Genomic DNA, 13,238 nt, shown 5'->3' with positions numbered 1-13,238 from the left:
GCGGGGCGGGCTGCGGTCCGTCTCGGCGTCTCGTCGGATGCGCCGCCTACGGCGCCTGCGTCGGCTTGGGCGCGAGCGCCTGCACCATCAGCTCGCCGAGCTGCTGCGGCGCCGTGAACATCGGCCAGTGGCCGGTCTCGAGCCCGACGATGGAGAGTTCCTCGGTCGCGACGAGCTCGGCCGCCCAGGCCTGGTGGTCCGCCACCATCGCCAGCAGCTCGGCGGCGGGGATCTCGCAGGTGATGATCGTCGCGGGGATCGCGTGCCGGGTCGGGTCGGCGTAGTGGAACCGGTCCGACGGCACCGAGGCCGGCTCGGGGATCGCCCGGTGCTCGACGTCCTGCCGGACCTCGGGCGTCATGCCCCGGACGGTGGCGGGTTCCCAGATGTCCCACGACGGCAGCGGTACGACCCCGTCGACCACGGGCAGCTCGTCGTTGACGCACCCGCCCTCGGGCCCCGGGAACGTGTCGACGTAGAGCAGGTGCGCGACGAGCGACGGGCGCTGGTCGGCGGCCATGTACGCGATCGGCCCGGCACCCGAGTGTCCGGCCAGCACGACCGGTTCGTCGGCGGACGCGATGTCGTCCAGGATCGCGACCAACGCGGCGACCTGCTCGTCGAGCGTGTCGCCGTCGCGCGTGATCGCCTGCACCGAGTGCCCGGCCTCGCGGAGCACCGGGGCGACGTCGTCCCACGCGCTCGCGTCGAGCCAGAACCCGGGGACCAGGATGACGTGCATGCGGGGCAGGTTACTCGTCGGTGGCGGCGGTCGCTCGGGCTGCCGTGCAGACGGCGCACTCGCCGAAGATGTCGACGACGTGGCTGGCGTTGGTGAACCCGTTGGCGGCGGCGACGTCCTGCGCCCACTGCTCCACCGGGTCCGCTTCGATCTCGACGGTCCGGCCGCAGTTCCGGCAGATCAGGTGGTGGTGGTGCGCGTCCGTCGTGCACGCGCGGTACAGCGATTCGCCGTCCTGCTGCAGCGAGTCGGCGTCGCCCTCGGTGGCCAGGTCGGCGAGGGCCCGGTAGACCGTGGCCAGTCCGATGGTCGAGCCCTCGTCCCGCAGGTGCTGGTGCAGCGCCTGCGCGCTGACGAACCCCTCGGTGGAGTCGAGGGCACCGCGCACCGCTTCGCGCTGCCACGTGTTCCGCTTGGTCTTCTGCACGGCGTTCATGCTGACACCTCTTCCTTCCGACCGGCTGTCGACGTCGTCCCTGCCTGGAGGCCCGGCTCGCCCCCGCCACGCTGGTTCCGGCCGGCGACGCGGTTGCGTCCCCGCCTGTCGCGTCGCGATCCGATGATCCGGCAGACCACCCAGATCGCGAACGAGATCGTCGTCACGTACGGGCTGATGGGCAGGCCGCCACCCAGTGCGAGCAGGATGCCACCGACGACCGACGTCACCGCGAACACCGTCGACAGCACCGGCACGACGACCGGGTGCGAGCTGAGGCGCAGGGCCGCGGCCGCCGGGGTCACGAGCAGGGACAGCACGAGCAACGCACCGACGATCTGCACCGACACGGCGGTGGCCAGTCCGAGCACGAGCATGAACACGATCGCGAGGGTCCGCACCGGGATCCCCGCGGCCGCAGCCACGTCGGGGTCGACCGAGGCGAACATCAGCGGGCGCCAGATGACGAGCAGCGTCGCCACGACGATCGCGGCGACCACGATCAGGAACGCCAGCTGCGGGTTGTCGACCGAGACGATCTGCCCGGTGAGCAACCCGAACTTGTTGGCGGCCCGGCCCTTGTAGAGCGCCAGGCAGAGGATGCCGAGCCCGAGCCCGAACGGCATGAGGACGGCGATGATCGAGTTGCGTTCCCGGGCACGCGACCCGAGGACGCCGATGAGCAGGGCGGCGATGACCGACCCGACGAGTGAGCCGGTGACGACGTTCACCCCGAGCAGCAGCGAGGCACTGGCCCCGGCGAACGAGAGCTCCGAGATGCCGTGCACGGCGAAGGGCATGTTCCGGGCGACGACGAACGGGCCGATGAGCCCGCCGACGATGCCGAGCACCGCGCCGGCCCAGATCGAGTTCTGCACCAGCACGAGGAGCTGGCCGTAGTCCTGGAACGAGAAGACGGTCGACAGCACGTCCATCAGATCCGCCCTTCGTCCGGCTGGTCGGCGTGCGGGTCGACCTCGCCCGGGTGGTGCTCGTGGGCCTCGTTCGCCCCGACGATGACGATGCGTCCCATGGTGCGGACGACGTCGACGGGCGTGCCGTACAGGTCGCTCAGGACGTCGGCGCGCAGGACCTCGTCCGGGGAACCGATCCGGAATCGCCCCCCGGCGATGTACAGCACCCGGTCGACGACGTCGAGGATCGGGTTGACGTCGTGCGTCACGAAGAGCACGGCGGCCTCGCGCTGCCGGCGCTCGCGGTCGATGAGCTCGGTGATCCCGCGCTGGTGCCGCAGGTCGAGCGAGATCAGGGGTTCGTCGCACAGCAGCAGGGCGGGGTCGGCGGCGATGGCCTGCCCGACGCGGGTGCGCTGCTGTTCGCCGCCGGAGAGCTCGGCGACGGGGGCGTCCGCGAAGGCGGTGGCGCCGACCTCGTCGAGGACCCGGTCGATGCGCATCCGATCGGCCTTCGACGCACGTCGGATGCCCCACCGGTGCCCGGTCACGCCCTGGGCGATCATGTCCCGCGCGCGCAGGGGCGTCCCCGCCTCCATCAGACGCTGCTGCGGGATGTAGCCGATCTTCCGGTGGCCGCGGTGCACCGGCTGCCCGAGGAACGACATCGTGCCGCTCGTCAGCCGCTGCTGCCCGAGGACGGTACGGAGCAGTGAGGTCTTGCCGGCGCCGTTCGGGCCGAGGACCGCGACGAACTCCCCCGGCGCGAGGTCGAGGTCGAGGCCTGCCCAGAGCTTCCGGGCGCCGTAGGACAACCCGGCGTCGCGGAGCGCGAGGACCGGACGAGCCGCAGCCCGGTCGTCCACCGTGGTGGTCGCCGGGCCGTGGGTCGCCGCTGCTGCGGTCGAGGTCGTCACTTCTGGAGCGCTGCCTTCACCGCGTCGATGTTCGCCTGCTGCCACGAGACGTAATCCTGCCCCTTGGGGAGCGTCTCCGTGACACCGACGACGGGGATGTCGTTCTGCTCGGCCGCCTTCTGGACCTGTTCGGTCTCGGGGCTCGACGCCTGGTTGTTGTAGGCGAGCAGCTGCACGCGCTTGCCGGTGAACAGCGCGAGGGTGTCGCGGAGGGCCGCCGGCGGGACGTCGTCGCCTTCCTCGATGGCCTCGGAGAAGTCTGGCGGGGTCTCGTTCTCGAGCCCCATCGCGTCGAACAGGTACCCGGGCACCGGCTCGGTGTACGCCACCTTGTCCCCGGAGTCCTGCTTCTTGACGGCGTCGGTCTGGGACTCGAGGTCCTCGAGCTTGGTGGTGAGCGTGGCGGCGTTCTTCTCGAAGGCGTCCTTGCCGCTCTCGTCGAGCGCACTGAGGTCCTTCGTGACCGCCTCGACCAGCTTCACCATCGTCGGGTAGCTGTAGAAGACGTGCTCGTTGAACTCGGCACTGCCGCCCTTGTCGAGGCCGGAGAGCTTCACGACGTTGATCGTGTCGGCCTTGGTGTCCGAGGCGTTCGCGAGCGTCGTCATGAAGTCGTCGTACCCGCCACCGTTCTCGATGAGCAGGTCGGCCTTGGAAACGGAGAGCTGCGTGCGGGCGCTCGACTCGAACGAGTGCGGGTCCTGCGAGGGGTCGCTCAGGATGCTCGTCACGGTGACGGCGTCGCCACCGATGGTCTTGACGATCGAGCCGTAGACGTTGGTGGAGGCGACGACGTTGACCGTGCCGTCACCGCTGGCCTCCCCCGAGGCGGATGAGGTGGCGCACCCGGTCAGGGCGAGCGCGGCGGCGCCGGCGACGAGCGGGAGGGCGAGGAGGCGGTTGTGCATGGCACGACGCTAACGCCTACTGATAACGATTGTCAAAACCGCTATGAGGGATCTCAGCGCGGCCAGGAGACGGACGGGAGGCCCGGTGCCAGCTGGCACCGGGCCTCCCGTCCGTCGGAACGCGCGTCTACGGCTTGGTGGCCGCGTCGATCGTGTTCTCGGCGATCGTGTCCTCTTCACGCCCGGGGGTGCGGAGGTTCCACTTCTTGATCACGAAACTGAACAGGAAGTAGTAGACGACCGCGTAGCCGAGGCCGATCGGGATGAGCCAGATCGCCCCGTCCGCCTTGCCGAAGTTCAGCACGAAGTCGATCGCGCCGGCCGAGAACGAGAACCCGTCCCGGATGCCGAGGGCGTTCACCAGGGCGAGCGAGGACCCCGTGAGCACCGCGTGGATGACGTAGAGCGGGAACGCCACGAACATGAACGAGTACTCGAGCGGCTCGGTGATGCCCGTGACGAACGAGGTCAGTGCGGCGGAGAGCATGATGCCACCGACGAGCTTGCGGTTCTGCGGCTTGGCGTTGCGCCAGATCGCGAGGGCCCCGGCGGGCAGCGCGAACATCATGATCGGGAAGAAGCCGGTCTGGAAGATGCCGGCCGTGGGGTCGCCCGCCAGGAAGCGCTGGATGTCGCCGTGGTAGGTCACACCACCGGTCGAGAAGCTGCCCAGCTGGAACCACGGGAAGAAGTTGAGCAGCTGGTGCAGCCCGATCGGGATGAGCATGCGGTTCACGAAGCCGAAGATGCCGCCGCCGATCACGGCGTTGTCCGCGACGGCTTGGCCAGCCGCGGTGAGCGCGATGTCGAAGTAGCGGTAGACGAACGACATGAGCACGGCGATGATCAACGCCGCAGCGGCGGTCAGGATCGGCACGAGTCGGCGGCCGGAGAAGAACCCGAGGAAGTCGGGCATCTTCGTGCGGTGGAACTTCTCCCACAGCACGGCGGAGACGAGACCCATCACGATGCCGCCGAGGACACCGAAGTTGATCGTCGCCTGGCCGCCGTTCGCGTCCTTCACACCGGCGAGGACGATCGGCGACATCGCGGCGAACACCTGGTACATGACCATGTACCCGACGACGGCCGCGAGCGCGGTCGTGCCGTCCGACTTCTTGGCCCAACCGATCGCGATGCCGACCGCGAAGAGCAGCGGGAGCCAGGTGAAGACACCGTTGCCCGCGGCCGCGATGATCGTCGCGCCCTGCTCGAAGCCGGGGATCGCGCCGAGCATGTCGGACTGGCCCAGGCGGAGCAGGATGCCCGCTGCAGGCATGACCGCGATCGGCAGGAGCAGACTCCGTCCGAGGCGCTGGGCCTGTGCGAACAGCCGTGACTGCTTCTTCGGCTTCTTCTTCTCCGGCACATCCGTGGCAGTGGTGGCGCTCATCGGAGGTCCTCTCGTCATTGGGTGGAGCTGTCGGGGTGAGTTGAGTCGTGCAGCCAGCGCAGGTAACCTCGGCGGTGTCGCCAGGTCCGGTCCTGTCCGGTCATGACCAGTTCCGTAGTCTGATCCGCGAGCGGACCGGTGTCAACCTGCGACGCAAACCCTTAACGAGGAGGAAACGATGGCCGACATCAAGGCAGCCGACATCATCGCCGCACTCGGCGGTGCCGAGAACATCGAAGAGGTCGAGGGCTGCATCACGCGCCTCCGCGTCGAGGTCGAGGACGGGGACCTGGTCGACAAGGCCGCCCTGCAGGCAGCCGGGGCCCAGGCCGTCATCGGTGGCGGCACCGGCTGGCAGGTCATCGTCGGCACGATCGCCGACAACCTCGCCCAGGACATCCAGGACGAACTGTGACCGTCGTCCGCACCCCGTTCGGCGGCCCGGTCGTCGCCCTCGCCGACGTGCCCGACCCGGTGTTCGCCGGGCAGCTCGTCGGTGCCGGCGTCGCGGTCGACCCCACGGGCGTCGAGGGCGCGGTCACCGCGGTGGCCCCGGTCGACGGCACCATCGTGAAGCTGCACCCGCACGCGTTCGCCCTGCAGGGCGCCGCTGGCACCGACGTCCTGGTGCACGTCGGCATCGACACCGTGAAGCTCTCCGGCGAGGGCTTCGAGCTCCTCGCGACCGAGGGCGACACCGTCACCGCCGGTGACCCCGTCGTCCGGTTCACCCCCTCGGTGATCTCAGCAGCCGGGTACTCGCCGATCTGCCCGGTCGTGGTGCTCGGTTCGACAGCGGACAGCGTCGACCAGGGGACGGTCGGCACCACGGTGCTCGACGGCGACACCCTCTTCGAGGTCTAGGGGTTCTTCCTCGTCGAGAGCGACCGTGTGCTGCGGACCACCCGCGGCAGACGGTCGCTTTCGCGTTGCTGGGCGGACTACGCGACCGCGGGGGTCGCGGTGACTTCCATCTGCACGCGGTAGCGGTCCGATCGGTACCAGCTGCGGGTGTGCTCCACGGGTCGCTCCCCCGCGTACGACACCCGGTCGAACTCGAGCACCGGTGCTCCGGTCTTCGTGCCGAGCAGGGTCGCGACATCGTCGGCCGCCGGGTTCGCCGCGACGGTCTGCTGCGCGCGGTCGATCGGGGTGCCGTACTCCGTGGCGATGATCGAGTACACCGACCCGGACAGGTCGTGGTCGAGCAGGCCCGGGAAGGCGTCGGCCACGAGCCAGGCGTCGTCGATCGAGACCGGGGCGCCGTCGGCCATCCGCAGGCGCTTCACGTGGAAGGCCGGCACGTCCTGATCGATCCGCAGGGCCGCGGCGGTGTCGGCCGGCGGCACGCGTTCCTCGCGCACGAGCACCACGGTGGTCGGCTCGTGCCCCATCGCCCGCATCTCCTCGGTGAACGAGGCGAGGTGCAGCGTCGACTGCACGGGCCGGTGCGCGACGAAGGTGCCCTTGCCGCGGACGCGCTCCAGGTACCCCTCGTTCACCAGCTGTCCGAGGGCTTCGCGCACGGTGATCCGGGAGACGCCGTACTCGGCGATGAGCTGGCGTTCGGACGGGATCGCGGCACCGGGAGCCAGGCGGGTCGTGACGAGGTCGAGCAGGATGCGCCGCAGCTGCTGGTGCTTCGGTTCGGCACCCTCGGTGATGCGGCTCGTCATGCGTCCCTCGTGCTCCGTTGCTGGTCCTGGGCGGTGGTCATGCGCGGACATGACCAGTGCCCATCACAGTAGCGAGTCAGGCCGGGAAGACCAACGTGCGCGGTGCCGAAGGGACGGAGTCGGTGCTCAGGCGTTGGCGACGAGCCAGGCGAACTGCTCGTCGGAGAGCAGCCGATCGGTCCAGACCTGCCCCTCGACCCCGGCGGCCGCACGGTTCTGCGCTGCGGGAGCCCCCTGCCACACCAGCGACAGCCCGGCACGACGCAGCACGGCTGCAGAAGCAGGGTTGTTCGTGAGCACGCGGCCGGTCACCGGGACGTCCGGAGCGGTGTCGGCGGCGGCACGCACGGCAGCGAGGGCGATCTCGGACGCGAAGCCCTGCCCCCACGCCGCGGGTGCCAGTCGGTAGCCGAGGTTCCAGACCCCACCGGCGGTCATGTCGACTCCGCCCACACCGACGAAGGCGTGGTCGGAGGCGCTGCGGACCGCCCAGGACCCGAGGCCGTGGCGTGCACGACCGCCGATCTTGCGCTGCACCATGTCCACGCTCGAGCTCCGCGCCACGTGCCGGCCGGTGGGCAGGTGCTGCCACGTGCGGGCGTCCGAGAAGAGCGCGTGCACGTCGTCGATGTCGGCCGGGGTCAGCGGCGTGAGCAGGAGGCGATCCGTTCGGATCTCCTGCGAGGGGGTCAGGAGCTGGTGGACCATGCACCGATCATGCCGCCGACCCCCGACATCCGTGTGAACACCACGCGACGTTTGCGGAAGCCCGCAGATGGTGAGCAGAAAAGGTCGAGTGGCTCGAAGCAACCCGACCATTTCTGCTCACGAAGCGGAACGACAAGCGCTAGTCGAGCAGGAGTGCCGGCTCCTCGAGCACCGAGGCGACGTCGTGCACGAAGCGGGACGCCACGTCACCGTCGACGACCCGGTGGTCGAACGAGGCACCGATGGTCGTCACCATGCGCGAGCGGACCTCGCCGTCGACGACCCACGGCTTCGGCTTGATCGTGCCCATGGCGACGATCGCGACCTCGCCCGGGTTGAGGATCGGGGTCCCGGTGTCCATGCCGAACACACCGATGTTCGTGATCGACACCGTGCCGTTCGCCATCTGCTTCGGCGTGGTCTTGCCGTCGCGGGCGGTCAGGGTGAGCTCCTCGAGCGCCTGTGCCAGCTCGAGCAGCGACATGTCCTGCGCGTCCTTGATGTTCGGCACGATGAGCCCACGCGGGGTCGCCGCGGCGATACCGAGGTTCACGAAGTGGTGGACGATGATCTCGCGGTCGGTCCAGGTCGAGTTCACCGAACGGTTCCGGCGGACGGCCCAGATGACGGCCTTCGCGACGATGAGCAGCGGCGAGACCTTCACGCCGGCGAACGTCGGCGAGGCCTTGAGCCGCTTGACGAACTCCATCGTGTGGGTCGCGTCGACGTCGACGAACAGCGACACGTGGGGGGCCGTGAAGGCGGACGTCGTCATCGCGGTGGCGATGGCCTTGCGGACGCCCTTGACCGGGATCGTCTCGCTGCGGACCTCGCCCCACTCGGGCGTCTCGATGTTCCGGAAGACGCTGGCCTGCTTCGCGTGCCGGATGACGTCGTCGCGGGTGACCTCGCCGGCAAGACCGGTCGCGACGATCTCGGTCAGTTCGACGCCGAGGTCCTTCGCGAGCTTCCGGATCGGCGGCTTCGCCAGGACGTTGGTCGCGGTGCTCTGCTTGTGCGCGGAGCCCGTGCCGAGGGCGCTGATCGCCTCGGCGGTGCTCTCCTCGCCCGGGTCGACGGAGGCTTCCGCCGCCGCGGCGGTGTCCACACTGGAGGCGCGGCTCGCCTCGGCCGCGAGCGCTGCGGCCCGGCGGGCGCCCGGCTTGCGACGGGAGGGCGACGAGGTCGCCGAGCCGTAGCCGACGAGGACGGCACCGGAGGACTCGTCCGTGCCCTGGACGGAGGCGTCGACCGCGACCGGCTGGACCGGGGCCGCCGGCGCGGCGGCAGGGGCAGGGGCAGGCGCTGCCGGTACGGGGGCAGCGGCGCGTGCCGGCACCGCCGCGGGAGCGGGAGGGGTCTGCGCGACCGGAGCCGACGGGGCGGCAGCGGCCTGCGGGGTGGGCGCGACCACGGGCGAGACCGGGGCGGACTCGGCGACGGGCGCCGCGCCTCCCGACTGTTCCGCAGGCGGCGTGAGGGCCGCTCCGGACGCGACCGACGCGTCCGAATCGACGCGGATGATCGGCTTGCCGACCTCGACCGTGTCGCCCTCGGACACGAGCAGGCCGGTGACGGTGCCGGCGAACGGCGACGGCAGCTCGACGAGCGACTTCGCGGTCTCGATCTCGACGAGCACCTGGTCGACGGCGATCTCGTCCCCGATCGCGACGCGCCACTGCACGATCTCGGCCTCGGTGAGACCTTCACCCACGTCGGGCAGGGGGAATTCGGCGGCGGCCACTACGGCTCCTTCGCGGATCTGGTCGAGCTCGGTCGGACGGGTCAGTAGGCGAGGGCGCGGTCGACGGCCTCGAGGATGCGGTCGGCATCCGGCAGGTGCAGGTGCTCGAGCTTCGACACCGGGAACGGCACGTCGAAGCCGGAGACCCGGAGCGGCGGTGCCTGCATCGTGTAGAACGCCCGCTCGGCGACGGTCGCGGCGATCTCGCTGCCGACGCTGACGAAGCCGGAGGCCTCTTGTGCGATGACCAGGCGACCGGTCTTGCGGACGGAGACCAGCAGCGGCTCCCAGTCGATCGGCGAGATCGAGCGGAGGTCGATGACCTCGCAGCTGGTGCCCTCGGCCTCGGCGATGTCCGCCGCCTGCATCAGGGTGGCGACCATCGCGCCATGCCCGACGAGCGTGACCTCGGTGCCGGTGCGGGCGACGCGGGTCGTGTGCATCGGGACGTGGCCGTCGACCAGGTCCACCTGGCCCTTGGGCCAGTAGCGGGACTTCGGCTCGAGGAAGATCACCGGGTCCTTCGACGCGATGGCTTCCTGGATCATCCAGTAGGCGTCGTTCGGGGTGCTCGGGCTGACGACCCGCAGGCCCGGGGTGTGCGCGAAGTACGTCTCCGGGGACTCCTGGTGGTGCTCCACGGCACCGATGTGGCCGCCGTAGGGGATGCGGATGACGACGGGCAGCGACATGTGTGCCGGCAGGCGGTTCGCCATCTTCGCGAGCTGCGAGGTGATCTGGTCGAAGCCGGGCCACACGAAGCCGTCGAACTGGATCTCGACGACCGGCCGGTAGCCGCGCAGGGCGAGGCCGATCGCGGTGCCGATGATGCCGGCCTCGGCGAGCGGGGTGTCCCGCACGCGCTCGGCGCCGAAGCGGTCCTGCAGGCCCTCGGTGATGCGGAAGACGCCGCCCAGCTGGCCGATGTCCTCGCCCATCAGCAGGACCTTGTCGTCCGCTTCCATGGCCGCGGCGAGCCCGGCGTTCAGGGCCTTGGCCATCGGCAGGGTCGGGGTGGGGTCACTCGGGACCTCGCCGGCGCCCGGGTGGGACCGCAGGGTGTAGTCGAAGAGCTGCTCGGTGGTGCTCATGCGTGGGCGCCCCCTTCGAAGCCGGCCTCGTACTGGGCGAGCCAGGCCTTCTGCTCGGCGATCCGCGGGTGCGGCTCGCGGTACACGTTGTCGAACATGACGTCGACGGACGGTGCGGTCAGGGCGACGGTGCGGCGTCGGACGTCGGCGGCGATGTCCTCGCCCTCTTCGTCGAAGGCGGCGAACTGCTCGTCCGTCGCACCCTTCGATCGCAGGTACGCCTCGGACCGGACGATCGGGTCGCGGAGGACCCATTCCTCGAGCTCGCCGTCGGCGCGGTACCGGCTCGGGTCGTCGGAGCTGGTGTGCGCACCGATGCGGTAGGTGTCGGCCTCGATGAAGGCCGGGCCCTGGCCGCTGCGGGCGTGCTCGGTCGCGACGACCGAGGCCGTGTAGGACGCGAGGATGTCGTTGCCGTCGATCAGGACACTCGGGATCCCGAAGCCGCGCGGGCGGTCGACGAGCGGCGTCGGGGACTGCACCGACACCGGCACCGAGATGGCCCAGTGGTTGTTCTGCAGGAAGAAGACGACCGGGGCCTTGGTCGACGCGGAGAACACGAAGGCCTCGTTCACGTCGCCCTGGCTGGTGGCGCCGTCGCCGAAGTAGACGATCGAGCAGGCGTCGCGGTCCGGGTCGCCCGTGCCGACGTCGCCGTCGAGCTTCTGGCCGAGCGCGTACCCGGTGGCGTGCAGGGTCTGCGAGCCGATCACCAGGGTGGAGATGTGCGTGTTGCCGCGCTGGTCCGGGTCCCACCCGCCGTGGGTCTGCCCGCGGTACATCGCGATGATCTCCATCGGCTCGACGCCGCGGTGCATCGTGACGGCGTGCTCGCGGTAGGACGGGAACACGTGGTCCTGGGCGCGCAGGGCGAAGGCCGAGCCGGTCTGCGCGGCCTCTTGTCCGTGGCTGGGCACCCACAGGCCGAGCTGGCCGGTGCGCTGGAGGTTGTGGCCGGCGTGGTCGAACCGACGGGTCAGCACCATGCGGCGGTGCATCGCCAGCAGGGTCTCGTCGGGGATCGCCCGCGCGGCGGCGGCGAACTCGGCGTTCTCGTCGGTCTCCACGAACCGACCCTCGGGGTCGAGGAGCCGGACGGTGGTCGTCGCGGGAGCCGCGGCGCGGAATGACATGCGGGCCAGCGTAGCGCCAGGCACTAGTCGGCCACCTGGAGGTCCCCCACAAGTGAGCGGGCTGTTTGAAGGAGCGTTTCCACAGCTTCGTGCTCGCCGATCGAGATGCGGATGCCCTCCGGCGGGAAGGCCCGGACGATGATGCCGGCGTCCTCGAACGCGGCCGCAGCGGCGACGGTCCGCTCACCCGTCGGCAGCCAGAGGAAGTTGCCCTGGGCGTCGGGGACGTCCCAGCCCTGGGCACGGAGCTCGACGACGATCCGGTCGCGCAGGGCCGCGATCTCGGTCACGCGCTCGAGCAGCTCGGCCTCGCGTTCCAGGCTGGCGAGCGCCGCCGCCTGGCCCTGGGCGGTCACGGACAGCGGGATCGCGCAGGCACGGACGGCGTCGAGCACGTAGTCCGGACCGAGCGCGTAGCCCACCCGGAGCCCGGCGAGCCCGTACGCCTTCGAGAAGGTGCGGAGGACCACGAGGTTGGTGTGCGCGGCGAGCAGCGGGTGGCCGTGCACGGCGGCCTCGTCCGTCACGAACTCGGCGTATGCCTCGTCGAGCACGACCAGCACCGACTGCGGCACCGCGGCCATGAACGCGTCGAACTCCGCGGCGGTCACGATCGGCCCCGTCGGGTTGTTCGGCGAGCAGACGAGCACCATGCGGGTGCGCTCGGTGACGGCCGCGGCCATCGCGTCGAGGTCGTGCCCGCCGTCGGCGCGGTTCGGCACCTGCACGCTGGTGGCGCCGGCGACCGTGACGACGCCCGGGTACGCCTCGAACGAGCGCCACGCGTAGACGATCTCGTCACCGGGGCCGGAGGTCGCGCGGGCGAGTTCGTGCAGGATCGCGACGCTGCCCGGCGCGACGTGCACCTGCTCGGCGGTCAGCCCGAAGCGGTTGGCCAGCACGGCGCGCAGGGCGAGGGCGGTGGCGTCGGGGTACCGGTTGTACGAGGTCTGGGCCTGCACGGCCTCGACGACCCCGGGGAGCGGCGGGAACGGGTTCTCGTTGCTCGACAGCTTGAAGGCGGAGTCGGACGCCTGTCGCCCCTGCTTGTACGCGGGGAGGACGGCCACCTCGGGCCGGATGTGCACACGCTGCTCGCTCACGGGTTCAGGCTACCGGCAGGCCCACGGCACCCACGAGGGGAAGCGAGGGCATCATGGGCGCATGCGATTCCTCGTCCGCCTCGTCGTCAACGCCCTCGCGCTCTGGCTCACCACGCTGATCGTCAGCGGCGTCTCCGTCACGCCGTTCGGTGACGGCGGGACCACCGCGACCGTCCTCACCTTCCTGCTCGTGGCGTTCGTGTTCGGTCTCGTGAACGCGGTGATCGGCACGGTCATCCGGATCGTGGCGTTCCCGATCTACATCCTCACGCTCGGGCTCATCTCGTTCGTCGTGAACGCGATCCTGCTGCTCATCGTCGCGGGCATCTCGGACGCGTTCGGCTTCGGCCTCGAGGTCGACTCCTTCGGCTGGGGCATCGTCGGTGCCTTCGTGCTCGCGGTCTTCGCCTGGCTGATCGGGCTCTTCGTCCGCCCGGTGCTCAACCGCCAGCGGGCGTGACCCCGGCGGGCCT

At 70.4% G+C, this 13,238-nt stretch carries 15 protein-coding genes; 3 read left to right on the top strand and 12 right to left on the bottom strand.

Annotated elements, in window-relative coordinates; translation table 11 throughout:
• Positions 1-46: 46 nt before the first annotated feature.
• The 6 genes from DEJ00_RS05860 to DEJ00_RS05835 all read right to left on the bottom strand — a co-directional run bounded on the left by DEJ00_RS05860 (position 47) and on the right by DEJ00_RS05835 (position 5,310).
• Positions 47-742 carry an alpha/beta fold hydrolase gene (locus tag DEJ00_RS05860; protein ID WP_111056699.1) on the bottom strand — a complete coding sequence of 232 codons (696 nt, stop codon included), beginning with the start codon at positions 740-742 and terminating at the stop codon, positions 47-49.
• A 10-nt stretch (positions 743-752) separates the two neighbouring features.
• Complete coding sequence (locus DEJ00_RS05855; protein ID WP_027464954.1) at positions 753-1,178, bottom strand: Fur family transcriptional regulator; 426 nt, start codon at positions 1,176-1,178, stop codon at positions 753-755.
• A complete protein-coding gene (locus DEJ00_RS05850) occupies positions 1,175-2,113 on the bottom strand; it encodes a metal ABC transporter permease (RefSeq protein ID WP_111056698.1) in 939 nt (312 codons plus the stop codon). Before DEJ00_RS05850 ends, DEJ00_RS05855 begins: the two co-directional genes overlap by 4 nt.
• Complete coding sequence (locus DEJ00_RS05845) at positions 2,113-2,958, bottom strand: metal ABC transporter ATP-binding protein (protein ID WP_051596603.1); 846 nt, start codon at positions 2,956-2,958, stop codon at positions 2,113-2,115. Before DEJ00_RS05845 ends, DEJ00_RS05850 begins: the two co-directional genes overlap by 1 nt.
• 47 nt (positions 2,959-3,005) lie before the next feature.
• The gene (locus DEJ00_RS05840; RefSeq protein ID WP_111039737.1) at positions 3,006-3,917 is read right to left on the bottom strand and encodes a metal ABC transporter solute-binding protein, Zn/Mn family; all 912 of its coding nucleotides are present in this window, start codon (positions 3,915-3,917) and stop codon (positions 3,006-3,008) included.
• A gap of 127 nt (positions 3,918-4,044) precedes the next feature.
• Complete coding sequence (locus DEJ00_RS05835; protein WP_111056697.1) at positions 4,045-5,310, bottom strand: PTS transporter subunit EIIC; 1,266 nt, start codon at positions 5,308-5,310, stop codon at positions 4,045-4,047.
• A 178-nt stretch (positions 5,311-5,488) separates the two neighbouring features.
• On the opposite strand from DEJ00_RS05835, the gene DEJ00_RS05830 reads away from it, so the two are divergent.
• Both DEJ00_RS05830 and DEJ00_RS05825 read left to right on the top strand, forming a co-directional pair.
• Positions 5,489-5,725 (top strand): PTS transporter subunit EIIB, encoded by a 237-nt coding sequence (locus tag DEJ00_RS05830; RefSeq protein ID WP_111056696.1) that lies wholly within the window; start codon positions 5,489-5,491, stop codon positions 5,723-5,725.
• Positions 5,722-6,174 carry a glucose PTS transporter subunit IIA gene (locus tag DEJ00_RS05825; protein WP_027464960.1) on the top strand — a complete coding sequence of 151 codons (453 nt, stop codon included), beginning with the start codon at positions 5,722-5,724 and terminating at the stop codon, positions 6,172-6,174. The genes DEJ00_RS05830 and DEJ00_RS05825 overlap by 4 nt, the downstream gene beginning before the upstream one ends.
• Before the next feature lie 77 nt (positions 6,175-6,251).
• On the opposite strand, the gene DEJ00_RS05820 is transcribed toward DEJ00_RS05825, so the two are convergent.
• The 6 genes from DEJ00_RS05820 to DEJ00_RS05795 all read right to left on the bottom strand — a co-directional run bounded on the left by DEJ00_RS05820 (position 6,252) and on the right by DEJ00_RS05795 (position 12,765).
• Positions 6,252-6,986 carry a GntR family transcriptional regulator gene (locus DEJ00_RS05820; protein ID WP_027464961.1) on the bottom strand — a complete coding sequence of 245 codons (735 nt, stop codon included), beginning with the start codon at positions 6,984-6,986 and terminating at the stop codon, positions 6,252-6,254.
• A 126-nt stretch (positions 6,987-7,112) separates the two neighbouring features.
• Entirely contained in the window at positions 7,113-7,694 is a 582-nt protein-coding gene (locus DEJ00_RS05815) for a GNAT family N-acetyltransferase (RefSeq protein ID WP_111030920.1), read from the bottom strand.
• A 139-nt stretch (positions 7,695-7,833) separates the two neighbouring features.
• Positions 7,834-9,438: a dihydrolipoamide acetyltransferase family protein gene (locus DEJ00_RS05810; RefSeq protein WP_111056694.1), complete on the bottom strand. Its 1,605-nt coding sequence runs from the start codon at positions 9,436-9,438 to the stop codon at positions 7,834-7,836.
• A 41-nt stretch (positions 9,439-9,479) separates the two neighbouring features.
• Entirely contained in the window at positions 9,480-10,439 is a 960-nt protein-coding gene (locus tag DEJ00_RS05805) for an alpha-ketoacid dehydrogenase subunit beta (protein WP_111056891.1), read from the bottom strand.
• An 86-nt stretch (positions 10,440-10,525) separates the two neighbouring features.
• Complete coding sequence (locus tag DEJ00_RS05800) at positions 10,526-11,662, bottom strand: thiamine pyrophosphate-dependent dehydrogenase E1 component subunit alpha (RefSeq protein ID WP_027464965.1); 1,137 nt, start codon at positions 11,660-11,662, stop codon at positions 10,526-10,528.
• Between the two features lie 23 nt (positions 11,663-11,685).
• The gene (locus DEJ00_RS05795) at positions 11,686-12,765 is read right to left on the bottom strand and encodes a histidinol-phosphate transaminase (protein ID WP_111056693.1); all 1,080 of its coding nucleotides are present in this window, start codon (positions 12,763-12,765) and stop codon (positions 11,686-11,688) included.
• Positions 12,766-12,826: 61 nt separating this feature from the next.
• Here DEJ00_RS05795 and DEJ00_RS05790 point away from each other — a divergent pair, with 61 nt between their 5' ends.
• A complete protein-coding gene (locus DEJ00_RS05790) occupies positions 12,827-13,225 on the top strand; it encodes a phage holin family protein (RefSeq protein ID WP_111056692.1) in 399 nt (132 codons plus the stop codon).
• Positions 13,226-13,238 lie beyond the last annotated feature (13 nt).

Source organism: Curtobacterium sp. MCLR17_039 (assembly GCF_003234745.1).
GTDB lineage: Bacteria > Actinomycetota > Actinomycetes > Actinomycetales > Microbacteriaceae > Curtobacterium > Curtobacterium flaccumfaciens.
The sequence above is the reverse complement of the archived record's forward strand: the minus strand, read 5'-3'. Positions and strand labels throughout refer to the sequence as shown.

Bases quoted from the DNA above. Each gene is read 5' to 3' on its own strand.
- DEJ00_RS05860 (WP_111056699.1), bottom strand. From the start codon at position 742: ATGCACGTCATCCTGGTCCCCGGGTTCTGGCTCGACGCGAGCGCGTGG.
- DEJ00_RS05855 (WP_027464954.1), bottom strand. From the start codon at position 1,178: ATGAACGCCGTGCAGAAGACCAAGCGGAACACGTGGCAGCGCGAAGCG.
- DEJ00_RS05850 (WP_111056698.1), bottom strand. From the start codon at position 2,113: ATGGACGTGCTGTCGACCGTCTTCTCGTTCCAGGACTACGGCCAGCTC.
- DEJ00_RS05840 (WP_111039737.1), bottom strand. From the start codon at position 3,917: ATGCACAACCGCCTCCTCGCCCTCCCGCTCGTCGCCGGCGCCGCCGCG.
- DEJ00_RS05835 (WP_111056697.1), bottom strand. From the start codon at position 5,310: ATGAGCGCCACCACTGCCACGGATGTGCCGGAGAAGAAGAAGCCGAAG.
- DEJ00_RS05830 (WP_111056696.1), top strand. From the start codon at position 5,489: ATGGCCGACATCAAGGCAGCCGACATCATCGCCGCACTCGGCGGTGCC.
- DEJ00_RS05820 (WP_027464961.1), bottom strand. From the start codon at position 6,986: ATGACGAGCCGCATCACCGAGGGTGCCGAACCGAAGCACCAGCAGCTG.
- DEJ00_RS05815 (WP_111030920.1), bottom strand. From the start codon at position 7,694: ATGGTCCACCAGCTCCTGACCCCCTCGCAGGAGATCCGAACGGATCGC.
- DEJ00_RS05805 (WP_111056891.1), bottom strand. From the start codon at position 10,439: ATGGCCAAGGCCCTGAACGCCGGGCTCGCCGCGGCCATGGAAGCGGAC.
- DEJ00_RS05800 (WP_027464965.1), bottom strand. From the start codon at position 11,662: ATGTCATTCCGCGCCGCGGCTCCCGCGACGACCACCGTCCGGCTCCTC.
- DEJ00_RS05790 (WP_111056692.1), top strand. From the start codon at position 12,827: ATGCGATTCCTCGTCCGCCTCGTCGTCAACGCCCTCGCGCTCTGGCTC.